Genomic DNA, 20,064 nt, shown 5'->3' with positions numbered 1-20,064 from the left:
GTTCGTCCAGAAGGCCCTCGGTAGAGCGCCGCTCAGTGATTCGCCGCCGCCCCGAGCGTTTCCTCCAGGTCCGCCTTCAAACGCTCCTGTGTCTCCTCGGTCAGTTTGCCGCCCTGCTCCGTCAGGTGGAAGACGTCCAGCGCCTTCGTTCCCTCGGTGTTGATCAGCACCAGATCGATCGAACAACCGCTGTCCGCGATCGCGCGGCTTACCCGGTAGAGAAGCCCCCATCCGTTCGGCGCGACCATTTCCACCACCGTAAAGCGCTTCGAGTAGTGGTTGTTGTAGTGCACGTGGGGCGTTATCTGCTCGACCGGCAGCTTCTTCCGGCCGGCCCGCCAACGGCCCTTCAGCTTCTCATCGATCACCACCCGTCCGCCGATGACGTCGTCGAGCAGGGCCTCCAGCTCGTCGCGCGCGGACGGGTTCAGGGTGAGGAACTTCTCGCGGTCCTCGAACTCGAAGATATCGAGCGCCACGCCATGCTGATTGCTCATCACGTGGCCTCGCATGATGTCCATTCCGAAGAACGACAGCACCCCGCAGATGTTCGAGAAGAGGCGCGGCTGATCGAGCGCGATGGCGCTCAATTCCCACGACGTCTCATGCGTCTTGAGGATCGGTCTTACGATGCCGGGCTTCAGGTCCCTGGCCAGGCGAAGGTGGTCGTAGACCACCGGGCCGTCCACGAGCCGGAGGTAGCGCTGCGGAAACCCCTCGAGGTACGACGTGAGCTCCGCCTCCGTTATGTCGTCCGGACGCTGCACGTTCAGCGCGATCCGCGCGACTTCGTCGTGGTCGATCGAGTCGTCGCCATAGCCGAGCGTCAACTGGTTGTAGCTCTCGACGTAGAGCCGCCAGAGCATTTCTTCCTTCCACGGGGTCAGCACGCCGGGGCTCACCGCGTCGACATCGGCCAGGGTCAGGAGCGTCAGCAGCTTCAGCCGCTCCTCGGTTCCGACGAGCCGTGTGAAGCCGATCACCGTGTCGGGATCCTCGGCGTCGCGCCGGAACGCAACGACGGACATTTGCAGATGGTGGCGTATCAGGAACTCGACCATCTGCCGCGACCGTTCCGGCAGGCGAAGGCGCCGCATCGCGTCGTTCGCCATCCGGACGCCTTCTTCGGCGTGGTTCCGGTTCGTCCACTTGCCGACGTCGTGGAACATCAGCGCGAGCACCAGCAGCTCCGGCTCATCCAGTTCCCGGAGCAGCCCGGCGAACCGTTTCCGGCTGTGCGTCATCGGCGTGCAGAGATGCTCCACGTTGCGGATCGCGCGGAGGGTGTGCTCGTCGACCGTGTACCGATGGTAGAAGTCGCGCGTCACGTGGCAGTAGATCTTCTGGAACTCCGGAAACATCCGGCCCAGCAGGCCGCGGCTGTGCATCTCTTCCAGCCGGTCATAGAGCCCGGGGCGCGGGCGGAGCAGGTCCAGCAACTGATCGCGCTCCCGGTCTGTCGGAAAGAAGGCCTCCGGCATGTAGCGCTCGCCATGCCGTTCGACGCAGGTGAGCACCTGTTCCGACACGGTCGAGTCCCGCGCGAGCGCTTCCTCGAACGGGCGCAGCCAGATGCGTGGTTGCAGCGACGCGCGAGTTCCGTCGGCGAAGCGGATGCCGTCCCATGCCTGCACGAGGTCGTCGTCGATCGGCTCCACCGCAGTGTCGGCGTCTTCGGGCGCGGTGGCGGCCTTGAGCAGCGTCTGCAGGGATCGGTTGATGCGCCGGGCGTGATGGTAGTAAGTGCTCATCAGCCGCTCGACCTGCCGTCCCGGCTGCTCGCCGGGCGAACCGAACGCCTGGGCCACCGCTTCCTGCAACCCGTGCTCCAGCACGTTGGCGTTGCGCTTGCGCTCCATGTGCAGGACGGAGCGGACCCGCAGCATGAAGTCCTCGGCTTCGGCGAGGCGTCCGGGATCCACGTAGGTGTCGTACGGCCGGTCTTGCTCCATCCCCTGGAGCAGTCGGATCGCGGTCGCGTCGCGCAGCCCGCCCGGCGAATCCTTGACGTCTGGCTCCAGGTGAAACACGGTGTGGTTGAATCGCGACAGACGCTGCTTGATCAGATCGACCAGGGCCTTGCGCATGGCCGGGCGCCAGACCGAGCCGTTCGCCAGGCAGGTGTCGGCCACCCGCCCGAACAGGGCGCGGTCCCCTTCCAGGAAGCGCGCCTCCATGAGCGCCGTCAGGTACTCCGGGTTGTCCACCTCGGGCTGTGCGAGTTCGTCGAAGCGTCGGATCTGGTGGCCTACTTCAAACCCGAGGTCCCAGAGCGGGTGCAGGATCGCGCTGATGAACTTCTCTTCCGTCGCCCCGATCTCACCATCGAGGACTATCAGCAAGTCGATGTCGGAGTGGAGGCAGAGGTGACGCCGGCCGTACCCGCCGATGGGAATCAGGGCGCACGGCGTGTCGGTGACGGCGTCGGCGGCACGATAGATGCCGCGGAGGATGTCGTCGATCCGTGATGTGTAGCGTCCGAGCCAGCGGATGCCGCCGCGCGCATCCCGGGTGTTTTCCTTCAACTCCTCCCGGGCCGCGTCGAGTTGCGACCGCCAGGTCGGCCCAAGGGCAATTCCGCCGGCGTCGATCGGCGCGGCGTGGTTCGTGGGGAGCATCGCGGAGTCGATCAACGCAAGGTGGTCGCCTGTTAGCGCGCCATCAGTAGCCGACGCTGAAGCCGATGGAGCCGACGACCTGCACTTCGTTGCCGTCGTTCAGCGTTTCGAGATAGCCGCCGAGCAGCAGTGCGTGCACGCCGCCCGTCAGTTCCCAGGCGCCGTAGCCCTCCGGCACCGAAAGCGGCATGCTGGCCACGAGGCCGAGGTCGAAGAAGCCGAACCGGTCGTCGGCGCCGGCGCCATCCTCGTAGTAGTTCGTCAGGCTGAGACCCAGGGTGGCGGGCAGCGCGAGCGTGACTCTTCCGTCCAGGATTTCCATGGCCGGCTCGACCCCGAGTTCGACGTATACGCCCTCGCTTGCCCCGCCGTCCGCCTGGCCATCCATTTCAATCGCCAGGCCGACGTGAGGCGACATGGGAAACCGCAGCAGGTCGCTGTCGTCCATCGCGAGCGTCAGCGCCAGTTCGTGCACGGTGGAGAAGCTGTCGTTCGGACTGAGGTACGACGTGTAGGTGAGGCCGGCGCTCCAGTTGTCGAATCCGAACCCGAAGCCGGTGAAGAAGTCCGACTCGTACCACGGCTTCACGTTGAGGGCCGGGCCGTCGGCGCCCGTCTCGCCGGTGTGCAGGCTGTTCCAGGTACCGATCGTGAACGTGACCCCGGTCAATCCTTCGTCGCGCTGCAGCAGCGAGAACGAAGCGTCGGCGTAGGGCTGGGCAATCAGGCCTCCGGTCTCCTGCTTGATGCCACGGAAGAGGTACGCGTGGCTGAAGTCCATGCCGATGGTGGCGGAGGCGCGGCTGTCGCCTCCCTGCGCCAGCGCCGATTGCGGCGCCAGCGCGCCGATTCCAATGCCCGCCACCACCACTGTCGCGCACATTCGGGCTGCACCGCCCCCTCGCCAGTTCATTTCGAATAGCCTCCTCGCGGGATTTGTCCGGGCCCTGCACAAGCCAGGCTGCTGCGATGACGACAAACCAGCGTATCTTACCAAGCGGCCCACAAGCAGGAAACAGAAAGAAGGGGACCGAAGGTGGGTCAAGCCTTCGGTCCCCCGGTCGGACTCTGCAGAGGAGGACAGCAGAGTCGTGCTACAGGGCCTGCTAGTAGCCGAGACTCAGGCCGAACGTCGCCAGCAGCTTCGTGCTGCTGTCACCGCCGTCGATGGCATGGGCGCCCTCACCCAGCACCAGGGCGGTCAGGCCGATTCCCAATTCCCACGAGCCGTACTGCTCCGGGACGGCGAGCGGGATGCCGAGCGCCGCACCGGCTGACAGGAAGCCGAACCCGCTGTCGGAGATGACGCCCGGCGCGCTCTCGTACTGGTAGTAGTCGCTCAGGCTCATGCCGATGGCGACCGGGAAGGACAGGCTGACGGGCGCGTCGGCGAGAGGCGCCGCCGGTTCGATGCCGAACTCCAGGTAGTTCCCGGTGTCGTAGCCGTCGGCGCCGCCCGAGAGCTCCGCCGCGACCGTCAGATAGGGGCTGATGTAGCCGTCATCCACGCTCAGCCCGAGGGCCAGCTCCTTGGTCGTGCCCCAGCTTCCGCGCGGGCTCATGTAGGCGGTGTAAGTGACATCGAAGCCGACCATTCCGGCGGACGCTCCGATCCCGGCGTAGAAGTCGGTTTCGTAGAAGCTCTGAGGCGCTCCCGTGAAACCCTCGTCGCCGACCGAGTGGAGACTGCTCCAGGTGCCGGCCGTGATCGACGCGTTTCCGAAGCTCATGCTTCCCTCGAGGGTCGGCTGGGCGATGAAGCCGCCCGTTTCCTGCACGATGCCGCGGAAGTAGTAGTCGCTGACGACATCGACGCCGCTGCTCAGGCTGATGTTGCCGCCGTTCTGTGCCGCGGCGGGACTCGCGAAGAGGCCGGCCGCGGCGAAGACCGCGAGGGCGATGGTTGTGTTGCGAAGAGTAGTGCTCATCTGTCTGTTCCTCCCTGAAGCGTGAATTACTGATGCAGGTGCTGAATCTGGAAGCCCCCGTAGGCCTCCATTCCGTGCTCGCCGACGTCGAGGCCCATCCGTTCCTCGTTCTCGCTGACGCGGAGCCCCATGGTTGCCTTCAGCGCGTAGAAGATCACCAGGGCTGCCGGCAGGGAGATGGCGCCGTAGGCAAGGACGCCGATAAGCTGCGTGACGAACGAGTGGTCCGGGTTGACGCTGAAGATCCCGACCGCGAGGGTCCCCCAGACGCCGCAGACGAGGTGGACCGATATCGCGCCCACCGGATCGTCGAGTTGCGCCCGGTCGATCAGGATGACCGCAGCGACGACGATGAATCCGGCGATCAGGCCGATGACCATCGCCGCGTTGACGCTGACCGTGTCGGCGCCCGCCGTGATGCCGACCAGGCCGGCGAGCGATCCGTTCAGCACCATCGACAGGTCCGGCTTGTGCTGGACCGACCACGAGCCGATCATCGCGCCGACGACGCCGGCCGCCGCTGCGAGCGCGGTGGTGACGAACACCAGCGAAACGAGTCCCGGATCGGCGCTCAGCACCGAACCGCCGTTGAACCCGAACCAGCCGAGCCAGAGCAGGAAAACGCCGATGGTGGCAAGGGGCATGCTGTGGCCCGCGATGGGCCGCACCTTGCCGGCGACATACTTCCCGAGCCGCGGTCCGAGCACGATTACACCGGCCAGCGCGCCCCAGCCGCCCACGGAGTGGACCAGCGTCGATCCGGCGAAATCGTAGAAGCCCATCTGATCGAGCCAGCCGCCGCCCCATTTCCAGGAGCCCGCAATCGGATAAATGATTGCGACATAGATGGTCGTGAAGACCAGGAAGGAGCCGAGCTTGATTCGTTCCGCCACGGCGCCGGAGACGATGGTGGCGGCGGTGGCGGCGAACATCGCCTGGAAGATGAAGTCGGTCCAGTAGGTGTATCCCGGGTTATAGGCACTGGTGATGCCTTCGGCGCCGGCGTCGATGCCGAACCCGGCAAAGCCGAAGAACTGGCCGATCGAAAAGTCACCGGGATACATCAGGTTGAAACCTACGAACGCGTAGGTGAGCAACCCGATCGAGATGACGCCGGTGTTCTTGAACAGGATGTTGACCGTGTTCTTGGCCTGCGTCATTCCCGACTCCAGGCACGCGAAGCCGAGGTGCATGATGAACACCAGGAACGTGGCCACCAGCATCCAGGTGTTGTTGACGGCGAACATCTCGGCCGTCACGTCGTCCTGCGCGAACGCGGCGGCAGGCGCCAGCGCCACGAGGAGGAGCGCCGGCAAGGCGACGCGGCCGAAACGGGCGAGTGAGTGACGAACTGCGTGTGTCATGAGTGGTTCCCTGCTCCTGGTCGTGGGGTGGTTGCCTAGAGTGCCGTCGGGCCGGTCTCGCCGGTGCGGATCCGGATCGCCTGCCCCACGTCGCTGACAAAAATCTTTCCGTCGCCGATTTCACCGGTGCGGGCCGCGCCGGTGATCGCGTCAACCGCGGCATCGACGAGGTCATCGTCGACCACCAGGTCGATGCGGATCTTCGGAACGAAGTCGACCGAGTACTCGACGCCGCGGTACACCTCGGTGTGTCCCTTCTGGCGACCGAAGCCCTTGACCTCGGTGGCCGTAAGCCCGGCGATGCCCGCCTTGGCGAGGGCATCCCGCGCGTCGTCGAGCATGTGCGGCTTGACAATGGCCGTGATCAGTTTCATGCGCTCTCTCCCAGGTACCGTCCGTGCTGCACCGGCGATCTGACCGGTTTCGTTGTCGAGGCCGGCGTCAGCCGGACTGCGTTGCTGCTACGTTGCCAGTGCACTAAAGCAATATCCGTGCCAACTCTCGCCAAGCACTGGTTCTTTGGAGCCCCGGAGCCAATCAGCCGTGGGCTGCCGGGGTCAAAACGCCCGCGACGACGCGCCGCACGGTGAATCCCCGGCAGGGCGCCCCCAAGGAAGAAATACATTTATGTATATTTTAGTCATGGAATATACATAAATGTAGGTTTATGTCGTCTGCCTTGTGTAGGACGGGTCTCCGAGGCGCCTGGAACCCCGAAGAACGTGCGATCTGGCTGTTTCTTGCGTGCCAGCAGGGGCTGCCGGAGTCCGGAGGGCATCCGGCGGCACCGCGGAGAGAGGAGCAAGATCTACACAATTGTGTTGAATCTGGACCAGAGGCTACAAAAATGTAGTCTCAGTTTTGCTACCGAAAACGTCGGCAGTCAATCCCGTACTTCTTGACCTTGTAGTTGACGATCCGCTCGGTGGAATCGAGCAGCCTGGCCGCCTTCACGCGGTTCCCGCGGGTCGTCTTGAGGGCGTCCTGCAGAAGGTCCTTCTCGTAGGCGGCCACCGCATCGCCTAGCGGGACGCGTGTGACCGTGCCGGATGCTTCCGCCGTCTGGAGGCTGGGAGGCAGATGGTGTGCGTGGATCACGCTGCCGTCGCAAACCAGGGTTGCCCGCTCGATGGTGTTCTCCAGCTCACGCACGTTGCCGGGCCAGTGGTACGCCATCAGCATGTCGATGGCCGGCGTGGAGATCCGCTTCACGTCCTTGCGGTGTTCCACGGAGTACTTCTCGATGAAGCTGTCGGCGAGGAGCTGGATGTCGGTCTTCCGCTCGCGCAGCGGGGGCACGAATATCGTGAAGACGTCGAGCCGGTAGTGGAGATCCTCGCGGAACGTGCCGCTGGCGATAGCCTTCTCGAGGTCGGCGTTGGTGGCCGCGATCAGCCGCACGTTCGCACGGATCGGCTCGACGCCGCCCAGGCGCTCGAACTCTTTCTCCTGGAGCACGCGGAGCAGCTTGATCTGTGTTGACAGGTTGATGTCGCCGATCTCGTCCAGGAACAGGGTGCCGCCCTCGGCGAGTTCGAAACGGCCTTTCTTTCGCGCCGCGGCGCCGGTGAACGCGCCCTTCTCATGGCCGAACAGTTCCGCCTCGATGAGTGAATCAGGCAATGCGGCGCAGCTCACCTTGATAAACGGCCTTTTTGCCCGCGGCGAGTTGTAGTGGATGGCGTGGGCGATCAGTTCCTTGCCGGTGCCGGACTCGCCCCGGATCAGGACCGTCGTATTGGTCGCCGCCACCTGCGTAATCTGTTCGTACACCTGCCGCATCGGGCCGCTCGTCCCGATGATCTGCGCGAAGTCGTACCGTTCCTTGAGTTCCGCCTTGAGGTGGATGTTCTCGTCCAGCAGGCGCTGCCGCTCCGCTTCGGCCGCCTCCTTCAGACGGATCGCCTGGCCGAACATGCTGGCGACGACGCGGCAGACATGCAGATCGCGGTCGTAGTGCCGTTTCGCCTCGAAGCGGAAGTCGATATTGAGCGCTCCAATCGCGTTCGTGGCGCCCGGAATCGGCACGCACAGGAAGGTGATCTCGGAGCGCGCGCCCTTCGGCCGGCGGCCGGTCCGATGGAGGAATTCCGGCTCCTGGCTGATCTGCGGCACCACGACGGGTTGACCGGAAGCGACCACGCGGCCGGTGATTCCTTCACCCATCTCCCACTCGGCGTGCCGCCCCTCGCCAAGTACGCCCGCCGACGCCCATACGCGGAGACGTCCCGTATCCGGGTCCGAAAGGACGACGGCGCTCCGGATGACGCCGTAGTCGTTGTCGAGGATCTCCAGCGCCCGTTGCAACCCGGCGCGGGGCGACTGCGCCACGGTAAGCGCCTGATTGATCTCCGCCAGCATCGCCAGCGGCCTGACTTCCTCAGGGAGTGACTTCAGCCTGATCTTTGGCATGAATACCGGCTGTCCGGCGGGCAGGGCTGTTGTCCTGCGCCGGGGTGTCGTCGTGCGCGCGCGGCGCGTCGAAGCCATACGCCCGAAGGCGCATGCAAATTCCTTGCCAGTCCTTCAGACCGGCTCCGGAAGGCTCGAGACGCCCATCAGCCAGGCGTCGATCCCGCGTGCCGCGCTCCGTCCTTCCGCGATCGCCCAGACGATGAGCGACTGGCCCCTCTGCATGTCCCCCGCGGTGAAGACGGACGGCACGGAGGTCATCCAGTTCCGGTCGCGCCAGACGTTGCCGCGTTCGGTCAGGCGGACATCGAGTTCCTCGAGCATCCCCGGCCGCTCCGGCCCCAGGAACCCCATTGCGAGCAGGACCAGGTCGACTTCCTGCTCGAACTCGGTGTCCGGCACGGGTTCGAACGACAGCCGGCCGTCAGCCCGCACCATCTCCACCTGCCGGCCATGCAGCCTGGCGACGCGTCCGTCTTCGGTTCCGGTGAACCGCTCGGTCGACACCGAATAGACGCGGTCGCCACCCTCCTCGTGCGCCGCTGACACCCGGAAGATGTTCGGCCAGGTCGGCCAGGGATTGTCGGCGGCCCGTTCGTCCGGCGGCCGCGGGAGCAACTCGAACTGCGAGACGGAGGCGGCGCCCTGACGGTGGGCGGTGCCCAGGCAGTCCGCCCCGGTGTCTCCGCCGCCGATGATCACGACGTGCCTGCCGGTCGCGGTGATTGCCTCCGCGTCCGGTATCGTCTCGCCTTCGTTGCGGCGGTTCTGCTGCGTCAGGTAATCCATGGCGAAGTGGATGCCCTTGAGCTCCCGCCCCGGCACCTTCAGGTCGCGCGGCCATCCGGCCCCGCCGGCGAGCAGCATCGCGTCGTGCCCGTCGCGCAGCTCGACGGCGGAAACGTCCGCGCCGACATTCACACCGGTCCGGAATCGCACTCCCTCGGATTCCATGATGTCGAGCCTCCGCGTCAGGAAGCGCTTCTCCATCTTGAACTCCGGAATGCCGTAGCGGAGCAGGCCGCCAATCCGGTCCGACTTCTCGAAGACGGTGACGGTGTGGCCGGCCCGGTTCAGTTGATCCGCGGCGGCCAAGCCGGCGGGGCCGGAGCCGACCACCGCCACCGTCTTGCCGGTCCGGATCGCCGGCGGCTGCGGCGCAATCCAGCCCTGCTCGAACGCATGCTCGACCGTGGCGAGCTCGATCGACTTGATGGTGACCGCGTCGTCGTCTATGGCCAGGACGCACGAGCCTTCGCACGGGGCGGGGCAGAGGCGCCCGGTCCACTCGGGGAAGTTGTTGGTCTTGTGTAGCCGGTCGATCGCCTCGCGCCACTTGTCGCGGTAGATCAGATCGTTCCAGTCGGGGATCAGGTTGCCGAGCGGGCAGCCCTGGTGGCAGAAGGGAATGCCGCAGTCCATGCAGCGCGCCCCCTGCGCCCGCAGGTCGACATCCGCGTAGGGCAGGTACACCTCGTTCCAGTCGTTGACCCGCTCGCCCTTGGGCCGCTTCGGCGCCGCCTGCCGGTCGATCTCGAGGAATCCCTTCAGCTTGCCCATCGTTTTCCGTTCGGTTGGTTCGCGCGCCGAGTCTACGACGCCACCCCGATCAACTCGGCGAATTCCGGCTCGCGCGCCTCCGCCCGGGCGCGCGCCTCGGCTTCGAGAACCCGCTTGTAGTCGCGCGGCATCACCTTGACGAAGCGGGCGCGCGTCGCCTCCCAGTCATCCAGCAGGCGGCGCGCCACCGGGCTGCCGGTCAGCTCGGTGTGGCGCGCCAGCAGGTCCTTCACGGTTGGCACGTCGTCGTCGGCGAGCGCTTCCAGATCGACCATTCCCGGGTTGCACCGGGTCGCGAAACGGCCATCGACGTCGAGCACCCAGGCGACCCCGCCGCTCATGCCGGCCGCGAAGTTCCGCCCCGTCCTGCCGAGGACGACGACACGCCCTCCGGTCATGTACTCGCAGCCGTGGTCTCCCACCGCCTCGACCACCGCATGCGCGCCGCTGTTCCGGACACAGAACCGCTCGCCGGCGATTCCCCGGAAGAAGGCTTCGCCGCCGGTCGCCCCGTACAGCGCCACGTTGCCGATGATGATGTTCTTTTCGGCCGTGAACGTCGCCTCGGCCGGGGGCCGGACCACGAGGTGGCCGCCCGAGAGCCCCTTGCCGCAGTAGTCGTTGGCGTCGCCGTCCACCGTCATCGTCACCCCGCGCGGCAGGAACGCTCCGAAGCTCTGGCCGGCGGAGCCGGTGAAGTGGATGCGGATCGTCTCGTCCGGCAACGCCTCCGCTCCCCAGCGCTTCGTGATGTGGTAGCCGAGCATCGTGCCGACGGTGCGGTTGACGTTCCGGATCGGCAGATCGATCGCTACCGGCGTCCGGTGGTCGATCGCTTCCCGGCACCGTTCGATCAGCGTGTTGTCGAGCGCCTGGTCGAGCCCGTGGTCCTGCGGCTCCGTGCAGTACCGGCCCACCGTGGGGGGGACGTCGGGCTGGTGCAGGATGCTGGAGAGATCGACGCCGCGCGCCTTCCAGTGGTCGACCGCCGACTTCATGTCGAGCCGGTCGGAGCGGCCGATCATCTCGTCCATCGTCCGGAAGCCCATGTGCGCCATCAGCTCACGCACTTCCTGGGCCACGAACCGGAAGTAGTTCTCCACGAACTCCGGCTTGCCCGAGTAGCGCTTTCTGAGCTCGGGATTCTGGGTAGCGATGCCGACCGGACAGGTGTCGAGGTGGCAGACGCGCATCATGATGCAGCCGGACACCACGAGCGGGGCGGTGGAGAAGCCATACTCCTCGGCGCCCAGCAGGGCGGCGATGATGACGTCGCGCCCCGTCTTCATCTGGCCGTCCACCTGCACGACGATCCGGTCGCGCAGGTCGTTGAGGGTCAGCACCTGCTGCGTCTCGGCCAGCCCCAGCTCCCACGGGACGCCCGCATGCTTGATGCTGGTGAGGGGCGAGGCGCCGGTGCCGCCGTCGTGGCCGGAGATGAGCACGACGTCGGCATGCGCCTTCGAAACGCCGGCGGCCACCGTGCCGACTCCCACCTCGGCCACGAGCTTCACGTGGACGCGCGCCTCCGGATTCGAGTTCTTCAGGTCGTGGATCAGTTGGGCCAGATCCTCGATCGAATAGATGTCGTGGTGGGGCGGCGGCGAAATCAGCCCCACGCCCGGCGTCGAGTAGCGCACCTTCGCGATCCAGGGGTACACCTTGAATCCGGGGAGCTGGCCCCCCTCGCCCGGCTTCGCCCCCTGCGCCATCTTGATCTGCAGGTCGTCGGCGTTCACCAGGTACTCGCTCGTCACGCCGAAGCGGCCGGACGCCACCTGCTTGATCGAGCTTCGCCGAAGGTCGCCGTTCGCGTCGGGGACGTAGCGAGCCGGGTCCTCGCCCCCTTCGCCGGTGTTCGACTTCGCGCCCAGGCGGTTCATCGCGATGGCGAGCGTCTCGTGCGACTCGGCGCTGATCGACCCGTACGACATCGCGCCGGTGGAGAAGCGACGGAAGATCGCCTCGGCCGGCTCCACGTCGTCGATCGGAATCGGCCGGCCGGCCGGCTTCAACTCGAGGAGGCCCCGCAGCGTCGCCCGCTTTCGGTTCTGATCGTTCACGAGGGTGGCGTACTCGCGGTAGATCCGGTTCTGGTTGCTGCGCGTCGCGTGCTGCAGCTTGAAGACGGTCTCCGGATTGAACAGGTGGTACTCGCCGTCGCGGCGCCACTGGTACTCGCCCCCCGTATCCAGCTCGTCATCCTCCCGGCGGCGACCGTCGAACGCCTGCCCGTGGCGGCGGATCACTTCCTCGGCCACCGTGTCGATGCCGATGCCGCCGACGCGCGATGCGGTCCAGGTGAAGCAGGTGTCGACGAACCCCTTGTCGAGGCCGACCGCCTCGAAGATCTGTGCGCCGCGGTAGCTCTGCAGCGCCGAGATCCCCATCTTCGACATCACCTTCAGCACGCCCTTCGTGCATGCCTTGATGTAGTTGGCAATGGCCTGCTCCAGGTCGATATCCTCCACCTCGCCGTCGGCCAGGAGCTCCTCGAGCGTCTCGAAGACGAGGAAGGGGTTGATGACCGCCGCGCCGTAGCCGACCACCAGCGCCATGTGGTGGCACTCACGTGCCTCGCCCGTCTCGACGATCAGCGAGCAGCGGGTCCGCGTGCCCGCGCGCACGAGGTGATGGTGGACGCCGGCGGTGGCGAGCAGGGCCGGAACCGGTGCGTGATTCGCGTCAACACCCCGGTCCGACAGGATCAGCAGCGTCGCGCCGTCCGCCACGGCGGCGCTGGCGGCTTCGCGTAGGTCGTCCATCGCGCGTTCCAGCCCGGCCGTGCCCTTCGCCGGGTCGAACAGCATCGGCAGCGTGACCGATCGGAACGCCGGGTCGTCCAGCGCCTTCAGCTTCGCCAGATCACCGTTGGTGATCACCGGCGCGTCCACCTTGACGTGGTGGCAGGAACGGGCGTCGGGCGCGAGCAGATTGCCTTCGGCGCCGAGGGTCGAGCCCATGTCCGTTACCAATTCCTCGCGGATGGCGTCGAGCGGTGGGTTCGTCACCTGCGCGAAGAGCTGCTTGAAGTAGTCGTAGAGCAGGCGCGGCCGATCCGAGAGGACGGCGAGCGCGGTGTCGGTCCCCATGGATCCGGTCGGCTCGATGCCTTTCTGGGCCATGGGGGCGATCAGGATCCGGAGGTCTTCTTCCGTATAGCCGAACGCCCGCTGCCGGTCGCGGACCGATGACCGCGGCGCGGGCGGTGCGGCGGGAACCGCCGGCAGGCCGTCGACGTGGATCAGTTCCCGGTCCAGCCACTCGGCGTACGGATGCTCGCGGGCCAGCTCCGTCTTGATTTCCTCGTCGTCGACGATGCGTCCCTGGGCCGTGTCGACCAGAAAGATCTTTCCCGGGTGGAGGCGTTCCTTGACCAGGACGTTCTCCGGTCGGATGTCGAGCACGCCCACCTCCGACGCCATCACCACCAGGTCGTCCTTCGTCACGATGTAGCGCGACGGCCGGAGGCCGTTTCGGTCGAGGACCGCGCCGATCACCGTCCCGTCCGTGAATGCGATCGACGCCGGTCCGTCCCACGGTTCCATCAGCGAGGCGTGGTACTCGTAGAACGCTTTCCGCTCCGGGCTCATCGACTCGTGGTTGCGCCAGGGCTCCGGAATCATCATCAGCACCGCGTGGGCGAGCGGGCGTCCGGTCAGGGCCAGGAATTCCAGTACGTTGTCGAATGTCGCCGTGTCGCTTTGACCCTCCCGGATCAACGGGAAGAGCTTCTGAAGATCGTCGTTGCCGAACGCCTCGGAGCGGCAGAGCGATTCGCGCGCCCGCATCCAGTTGATGTTGCCGCGCAGCGTGTTGATCTCGCCGTTGTGCGCGATGTAGCGATAGGGGTGGGCCAGCGGCCACGACGGGAAGGTGTTGGTCGAGAAACGGGAGTGGACGAGGGCCAGCGCCGTTTCGACGTCGGGATCGACGAGGTCGGGGAACATCTGCTCGATCTGATCGGAGATCAGCATCCCCTTGTAGACAATCGTGTTCGACGAGAGGCTGGCGACGTAGTAGAGGGCGCGCTCGCGCAGCTCGAGCGTGTCGGCGGCGTGCGCCATGCGCATCCGGATGACGTACAGCTTCCGCTCGAAGCGAAGGTGGGCGTCGGGTGTGCCGTCCAGATCGGCGCTGCGGCCGATGAAGATCTGCCGGATCACCGGCTCGCCGCTCCGCGCCGTGGCGCCGAGGTGCGAGCTGTCGGTCGGGACGTCGCGCCATCCCAGGAGCTGCTGGCCCTCCTCGGCGACGATCTCGGCGAAGCGCGATTCAACCCGCCGCCGCTCGTCGGCGTCGCGCGGCAGAAAGATCATGCCGACGCCGTAGGCGCCCGGCTCGGGCAGGTCGAAGCCTGCCTCCGCGGCGGCCTTCCGCAGGAACTTGTGGGGAAGCTGCAGCAGGATGCCGGCGCCGTCGCCGGTGGTCTTCTCGCAGCCGCACGCGCCGCGGTGAAGCAGGTTGATCAGCACCTCGATCGCCTGCTGGACCAGCTTGTGCGAGCGCTGGCCCTTGATGTTGACGACGAAGCCGACGCCGCACGAGTCGTGCTCGAACGCCGGGTCGTACAGACCCTGAGCTTCAGGGAGTCCGCCGGCAGGGGCACCGGGAGCGGAGTGTCTGTCCTTCATGCTGGTCCCCTTCTCAGGCGGCCTGTTCGGCGCTCGCCTGTCGGAGCACCCGGATGAACTCGGTCACCGCCGGACTGAGCCGGCGTCCGCGACGATGGACGATGCTGAGCGGCCGGACGAACGGCGCCTCGCCGTCGAGCGTATCGAGCGGCACGGCGACCAGCGCGTGCAGTTCCACCTCGCGGCGGAGGGTCGGTTCCGGCAGGATGGCGACGCCTGCGCCGTCCTCCACCGCCTGCTTGATGTTCTCGATGTTGTCGAACTCGGCCACGACCTGGACGTCCGCTTCGTTCCGCCTGAGGTAGCGGTCGAGCTCGCGGCGCACCGGGAGTCCCCGGTCGAACGTCACGAACGCCTCGCCGGCCAGCTCCCATGGTCCGATGGCCGAATTCCGCCTCGCGAAGCGATGCGACGGCGGACAGGCGACCATCATCGTCTGTTCCTGCCACGGCACCACCGTCAGGTCGCGTCCTGGCGCCGCGAACGCCAGCAATCCCAGGTCGTACTGATCGCTCTGGATGCAGGTCGGGATCTCGTCGGGGTGCATGTAGTCGATGTCGACGTGCGCGCCCGGCTCCGCCGCGCGGAACCGGTCGACGTACTGGTTCAGGTCATGCATGCCGACCGAGTAGATGGACGCCAGGCGCACGGTGTGTCCGGCCCGGTCCGTCTTTCGCCGTACCGACTCCTCGAGCTCCCGATACCGCTCGACGATCTCCTGGGATCCCTTGAAGAAGAGCTCGCCCTCGGGCGTCAGCCGCCAGGGCCGCCGGGACCGGTCGATCAGTTGCGCGCCGATCCGCCGCTCGATCTGCCGCACGGTCTGGCTGGCCGACGACTGCGACACCGAATTGGCGAGCGCGGCCCGCGAAAAGCTCTGGTGCCGGACGACGTCGCAATAGATACTGAGGGCCTCGATCTGCATGGGATGAACGGCCATTCTAGACGCGGCATTGGCTAATAGCAAGCGCTATCAGCATTAGTTATTTTAATGCTAATAGGCGCTGTGCCGCCTTTCGCGCCAGGTGCGCCGGCGTCCACGCCGGCATTGACTGTTCTCTTGCCGGCCTGGAGGCCGGCGAACCCCGGTTCCAGCTAGACGAGGGTCTCGAGGGCCGGCGCGTTCGGGATGCGAAGCGTGACGCCGGTGCGGCCGCCGTCCGCGAGGGGGGCCGATTCCACACGCGTCTCGCCGAAGATGAGCCGTGCCGCCTGTTCGACGGCTCCTTGCAGGGCCCGCTCCACGCCGGCGGTCTTCGGCGCGTGCAACTGGTCGTTGACGACAAGCTCGATTCGATCGACCTGGAACGGTATTGCTCCGTCCGGGTCGTCCGCCGTGTCCTGCTGCAGGCGCCGGGCGGCGAAGAAGAGCGTGCTCGCGGCGTCGGCGATGCGGTCGGCAAACGAGCCGGGAGTCTTCCGCTTGATCGTGTAGGCGAAGCCGGCGCGCCGGTGGCAGTCGAAGATGTAGTTCGCCTCGTGGGCTACGAGCAGGACGTTCGGCGACTCGGGCAGGTGTCCGTAGTCGGCGACATCGATCAGCAGGCCGGGGACCGCCCGTTCGCGGATCCACTCGTGGAAGATATCGATGATCTCACGCGGACGGACCGCACGGCCCTCCGCGATGAAGAGCTTGAGGCTGAAGCGCTCGATGGCGTCGACGTCGATTGCGTGAGCCACGTGGGCGGCCTGCGCCATGGGACTTGCCGCCCTCAGGCGGTCGGCGACCCCGCGGCGGCGGGCGCCGCGCCGACGCCGCCGGCCGGCCGTGCGGCCAGTCGGGCGGCGCAGGCATGGCACGCTTCGAGAAAGAGCTGCGCCTCTTCAATCAGGTGGTGCACGGTTTCTCCGGTCTCGCGGGGGCCGGAGCCATGCCGGCGGAAGAGGTACATCGCGAACTTCCCCCCGGCGTACTTGTCGAAGAAGACCTGGGTGTCGAAGAAGCGGGTCCTGAACTCGCGCACCACCGTGTCGGCGTCGTCCCCGATGTCGATGAACTCGGTCTTGATCAGCCCGCGGGCGCCCAGCAGCATGGCCCGATAGGCGAGTGCGTCGGCCTCGGCCGGCGAGCCCTCCTCCAGCTTCAACTGCGCTTCGAAGATCTGCGCCTCGGCCGCCGCGAGGTCGAACTCGGTGAGCGTGACCACTTCGCCGGCGCATTCGCCGACACCCATGTCACCCAACGTGAACTCGCGCGGATCGCCCCAGTCGGAATAGAAGGACGGGTCGTCGTCGTGCGGCGGGACGGTTGCGAGGTCGGCGAACATCTCGCGCAGCTCACGTTTGCCGATCCGCCGCGTGTAGTCCTGGAACGTCTCGTTCTCCCGCCGCTCGGCGACGAACCGGCTGGTGATTCTGTCGATCACCTCCGGGATGCGCTTCGACGGAATCGCGCCCGAGGCCAGTCCGTAGGACCCGGCGTTCTCCGTCCACTGCCCGCCCAGCACCACCTGGAAGTGCGGGACGGCGTAGCCGCGGACGTTCCGGCTTACGCCGTAGAAGCCGAGGTCGGCGATGTGATGCTGGCCGCACGAGTTGAAGCAGCCGCTGGTCTTGATCCGGAGACCGCGGACGGCCGGGTCGGTCGTCTCGTCCTGCCCCCCGAGGTGATTGGCCAGCTCCGCCGCCAGGCCGCGTGAAGAGGCTATGCCCAGCTTGCACGTGTCGGTTCCGGGGCACGCGGTAATGTCGGTGATCGTCCCCGCGCCCGGGCTGTCCAGCCGGATTGCCCGCAGCCCGTCGTACAGCCCTCCGAGATCCGCTTCCCGCACCCACCGCAGGACGATGTTCTGCTCGGCCGTCGCCCGCGCCTCGCCGTTCGCGTAGCGCTCGACGAGGGTGGCCAGGCCACGCATCTGGGCGGACGTGAGATCGCCCAGGGGCAGCGTGACGGTGACGACGGCGTAGCCCGCCTGGCGCTGGCGGTAGACGTTGGTCCGCGCCCATCCGTCCAGTCGCTGCCGGGCGGCGTCGGCGCTGCCGTTTCCGTTGCGCAGCGACACCGGGACGCCGGATGGGCCCCGAGTCGCGTCGGCGGACGGTCCCGCCGCATCGGGAGTGCTGGCCGCCGCGTCCGGAGTGCCGGCCGCCGCGTCCGCGACGTACGCCGTCCAGCGCGGATCCTCCGGCAGCCCCGCCCGTTCTTCCAGCACGAGCCGCCGGAACTCCTCGATTCCAAGCTGGGCGACGAGGAACTTGATCCGCGCCCGGGCGCGGTTCTTCTTCTCGCCCATGCGGGCGAAGACGCGCGCGATCGCCTGCGCCGTCGGCAGCAACTCCTCGACCGGCAGGAACGGATCGAACAGCTTCGCCTGGTACGGCACCGCGCCGAGCCCGCCGCCGACGTAAGTCTCGAAGCCGCGACGCTCGACGCCGTTCTCCGTCTTCGTGACCGCGATCAGCCCCAGGTCGTGCATCGCCACCAGGCCGCACGCCTCGTCGCGGCATCCGGAGAAAGCCACCTTGAACTTCCGGCCGAAGTCCTGCGTGTCGGGGTGGCCGAGCAGGAATTGCATGCACGCCACCGCGTAGGGCGTGACGTCGAACGTCTCGCCGTGGCACACACCGGCGAGCGGGCAGGCGGTGACGTTGCGGACGGTGTTCCCGCATGCCTCGCGGGTCGTGATGCCGACCGCCGCGAGGCGGCGCATCATGTCGGGGGTGTCGTCGATATGGACGAAGTGGAGCTGGATGTCCTGCCGTGTCGTCACATGGCAGACTCCGTCGCTGTACTCGTCCGCAAGCTCGGCGAGCGTACGCATCTGCTCGGGGTCGAGCAGTCCCATCGGGATCTTGATCCGCTGCATGCCGGGCGCGTCCCAGACGGTGTCGGGGCCCTTGGTCAGCTTGTCCGCCGGATACTGCAGCGGCTTCGGGCCGGTTCCGTCGTTCCGCTGTCCGTTGTCGTAGCGTTGCCCGTAAACGCCCCGGCGCAGCCGCGTCTCGGCGAAGACCTTCTCGTCGATCTTTCCCTGGCGCCGAAGCTCGATCTGACTCTCGAACAGATCGATCTCCGCGCCGAGATCCGCCGGAATCCGTTCCGCCAGTTCTGTCTTCCAGTTCATCGCACCTGCCCCCCGGCGCGGCGTCTTCCGGCCGCCCCTTCGGCATCCAATTCCCCGTCGCCGCGACGCTCCGCGTCCGCTCCGATCAGGAGCCGCAGCCGCGCCACCTCGCCGACCACAATCGTCCCCGGCGCCGGCGTTTCGCTACCGCGTTCCGGGCTCGCCCCGCCTGCCTCGCCCGCCGGTTCGAACCGCTCGTCGGCCAGCGCGTCCAACCGACCGCGCCAGGTCGCCATGCCGGGGGTTGCCGCCCCCAGGACGACGGCAGCCGGCGTGTCGGGCCGCCACCCGACATCGAGAAGCGTCCGCGCAATCCGCTCGCGGTTCCGCAGTCCCATCAACACCACGAGGGTCATCGATTCCGGCGCCACGCCGCGCAGGATCGGCTCATAGGCCTCCGGCGCATGTCCGGACACGACGGTGAATCCCGTCGTCATGCCGCGATGCGTGACCGGAATCCCGGCAAGGCCCGGCGCCGCCACGGCCGACGTCACGCCCGGGATCACCTCGAAAGGCACGCCCGCCGACGCCAGGGCCAGCGCTTCTTCGCCGCCGCGCCCCAGCAGGAACGGGTCGCCGTTCTTCAGCCGGACTACCCGCTTGCCGCGCCGCGCGCCCCGAATCATCAGACGGTGGATGGTCTCCTGCGTCACCGCCGGCCGCCCGGCGCGCTTGGCGACGCTGAAGTGCTGAGCGCGGGTGGCGAGACCGACCGTCGATTCGGGTACCAGCCCGTCGTACAGCACGAGATCCGCTTCCGCGAGACACTGCGCCCCGCGTACCGTGAGGAGATCGGGATCGCCCGGTCCGGCGCCGATCAGCGAGACGAAGCCGCCGCCAGGGTGCGCCGGCGTCCGCGCCGGCGGGGCGCTCCCGGGTCCGCCGGCATCCATGCCGGCCTCCGGTCGCCCGTCCTGGCCGTCCCGTCCGTACAGCGCGATGAGCGCTTCCAGAAGCTCGGGCCGCCGCGCCTCCATCGGCGTGCCGTCCCGCCGCCACCGGGCGCGCAGTCGATCCGACTCGGCGAGCCAGCGCTCGAGATCCGTCTCGGGGAGGACCGCGTCGAGTCCTTCGCGGAGCAGCCCCGCGATCGCCGGCGCCCTTCCGTCGGTCGAAATTGCCATCGTCGCGCCGGCGCGGCGCACGACGCCGCCGAGATAGAGACTGGCGTTCGGCGGATCGTCGACCGCGTTGACGAAGAGCCGGCGGTCGCCGGCGGCGCGCGCCACTTCGCGGTTCACTTCGGATGTCGCGGCGGCGACCACCAGCCAGACGCCGTCGAGGTCCGACGGCTCGAACCGGCGACGGATCACCGCGATGTCGGGGATCGAGGCGATCGCATCGACGATGGCCGGTGCGACCACCGTCACCCTGGCTCCCGCGTCGAGCAGCCCCCGAAGCTTGGAGGCGGCAACGCCGCCGCCGCCGACGACCAGCACGCGCCGGCCGTTCAGCTTCAGGAACGCGGGAAAGAGCTGCATCGG

12 protein-coding genes are annotated in these 20,064 nt (G+C 67.3%); all 12 read right to left on the bottom strand.

Annotated elements, in window-relative coordinates; genetic code table 11:
- Positions 1 to 32: 32 nt before the first annotated feature.
- The gene (locus tag F4Y45_10900) at positions 33 to 2,618 is read right to left on the bottom strand and encodes an HD domain-containing protein (GenBank protein MXY25016.1); all 2,586 of its coding nucleotides are present in this window, start codon (positions 2,616 to 2,618) and stop codon (positions 33 to 35) included.
- Between the two features lie 43 nt (positions 2,619 to 2,661).
- Positions 2,662 to 3,531: a hypothetical protein gene (locus tag F4Y45_10895; protein MXY25015.1), complete on the bottom strand. Its 870-nt coding sequence runs from the start codon at positions 3,529 to 3,531 to the stop codon at positions 2,662 to 2,664.
- A gap of 193 nt (positions 3,532 to 3,724) precedes the next feature.
- Entirely contained in the window at positions 3,725 to 4,546 is an 822-nt protein-coding gene (locus tag F4Y45_10890; GenBank protein ID MXY25014.1) for a hypothetical protein, read from the bottom strand.
- 26 nt (positions 4,547 to 4,572) lie between these two features.
- Positions 4,573 to 5,910, bottom strand: a complete 1,338-nt coding sequence (gene amt / locus F4Y45_10885; GenBank protein ID MXY25013.1) for an ammonium transporter — start codon at positions 5,908 to 5,910, stop codon at positions 4,573 to 4,575.
- Between the two features lie 35 nt (positions 5,911 to 5,945).
- On the bottom strand, positions 5,946 to 6,284 hold the full coding sequence (locus tag F4Y45_10880; protein MXY25012.1) for a P-II family nitrogen regulator: 339 nt from the start codon (positions 6,282 to 6,284) through the stop codon (positions 5,946 to 5,948).
- Between the two features lie 490 nt (positions 6,285 to 6,774).
- Entirely contained in the window at positions 6,775 to 8,322 is a 1,548-nt protein-coding gene (locus F4Y45_10875; protein MXY25011.1) for a GAF domain-containing protein, read from the bottom strand.
- 114 nt (positions 8,323 to 8,436) lie between these two features.
- Positions 8,437 to 9,882 carry a glutamate synthase subunit beta gene (locus F4Y45_10870; GenBank protein MXY25010.1) on the bottom strand — a complete coding sequence of 482 codons (1,446 nt, stop codon included), beginning with the start codon at positions 9,880 to 9,882 and terminating at the stop codon, positions 8,437 to 8,439.
- 32 nt (positions 9,883 to 9,914) lie between these two features.
- Complete coding sequence (gene gltB, locus F4Y45_10865) at positions 9,915 to 14,516, bottom strand: glutamate synthase large subunit (protein MXY25009.1); 4,602 nt, start codon at positions 14,514 to 14,516, stop codon at positions 9,915 to 9,917.
- Positions 14,517 to 14,529: 13 nt separating this feature from the next.
- The gene (locus tag F4Y45_10860) at positions 14,530 to 15,456 is read right to left on the bottom strand and encodes a LysR family transcriptional regulator (protein ID MXY25008.1); all 927 of its coding nucleotides are present in this window, start codon (positions 15,454 to 15,456) and stop codon (positions 14,530 to 14,532) included.
- A 155-nt stretch (positions 15,457 to 15,611) separates the two neighbouring features.
- On the bottom strand, positions 15,612 to 16,214 hold the full coding sequence (locus F4Y45_10855) for a hypothetical protein (protein MXY25007.1): 603 nt from the start codon (positions 16,212 to 16,214) through the stop codon (positions 15,612 to 15,614).
- Between the two features lie 14 nt (positions 16,215 to 16,228).
- The gene (locus F4Y45_10850) at positions 16,229 to 18,580 is read right to left on the bottom strand and encodes a nitrite/sulfite reductase (protein ID MXY25006.1); all 2,352 of its coding nucleotides are present in this window, start codon (positions 18,578 to 18,580) and stop codon (positions 16,229 to 16,231) included.
- Entirely contained in the window at positions 18,577 to 20,061 is a 1,485-nt protein-coding gene (gene cobA / locus F4Y45_10845; GenBank protein ID MXY25005.1) for a uroporphyrinogen-III C-methyltransferase, read from the bottom strand. Before cobA ends, F4Y45_10850 begins: the two co-directional genes overlap by 4 nt.
- Positions 20,062 to 20,064 lie beyond the last annotated feature (3 nt).

The organism is Acidobacteriota bacterium (assembly GCA_009838525.1).
Taxonomy (GTDB): domain Bacteria; phylum Acidobacteriota; class Vicinamibacteria; order Vicinamibacterales; family UBA8438; genus VXRJ01.
Note: the sequence above shows the minus strand (reverse complement) of the source record. Positions and strands in the feature narration are given on the sequence as shown.

What these genes read in the sequence shown, in the direction of transcription:
- gltB (MXY25009.1), bottom strand. Translation starts at nt 14,516, where the DNA reads ATGAAGGACAGACACTCCGCTCCCGGTGCCCCTGCCGGCGGACTCCCT.
- cobA (MXY25005.1), bottom strand. Translation starts at nt 20,061, where the DNA reads ATGCAGCTCTTTCCCGCGTTCCTGAAGCTGAACGGCCGGCGCGTGCTG.
- F4Y45_10880 (MXY25012.1), bottom strand. Translation starts at nt 6,284, where the DNA reads ATGAAACTGATCACGGCCATTGTCAAGCCGCACATGCTCGACGACGCG.
- amt (MXY25013.1), bottom strand. Translation starts at nt 5,910, where the DNA reads ATGACACACGCAGTTCGTCACTCACTCGCCCGTTTCGGCCGCGTCGCC.
- F4Y45_10890 (MXY25014.1), bottom strand. Translation starts at nt 4,546, where the DNA reads ATGAGCACTACTCTTCGCAACACAACCATCGCCCTCGCGGTCTTCGCC.
- F4Y45_10895 (MXY25015.1), bottom strand. Translation starts at nt 3,531, where the DNA reads ATGAACTGGCGAGGGGGCGGTGCAGCCCGAATGTGCGCGACAGTGGTG.
- F4Y45_10875 (MXY25011.1), bottom strand. Translation starts at nt 8,322, where the DNA reads ATGCCAAAGATCAGGCTGAAGTCACTCCCTGAGGAAGTCAGGCCGCTG.
- F4Y45_10850 (MXY25006.1), bottom strand. Translation starts at nt 18,580, where the DNA reads ATGAACTGGAAGACAGAACTGGCGGAACGGATTCCGGCGGATCTCGGC.
- F4Y45_10900 (MXY25016.1), bottom strand. Translation starts at nt 2,618, where the DNA reads ATGCTCCCCACGAACCACGCCGCGCCGATCGACGCCGGCGGAATTGCC.
- F4Y45_10855 (MXY25007.1), bottom strand. Translation starts at nt 16,214, where the DNA reads ATGGCGCAGGCCGCCCACGTGGCTCACGCAATCGACGTCGACGCCATC.
- F4Y45_10860 (MXY25008.1), bottom strand. Translation starts at nt 15,456, where the DNA reads ATGGCCGTTCATCCCATGCAGATCGAGGCCCTCAGTATCTATTGCGAC.
- F4Y45_10870 (MXY25010.1), bottom strand. Translation starts at nt 9,882, where the DNA reads ATGGGCAAGCTGAAGGGATTCCTCGAGATCGACCGGCAGGCGGCGCCG.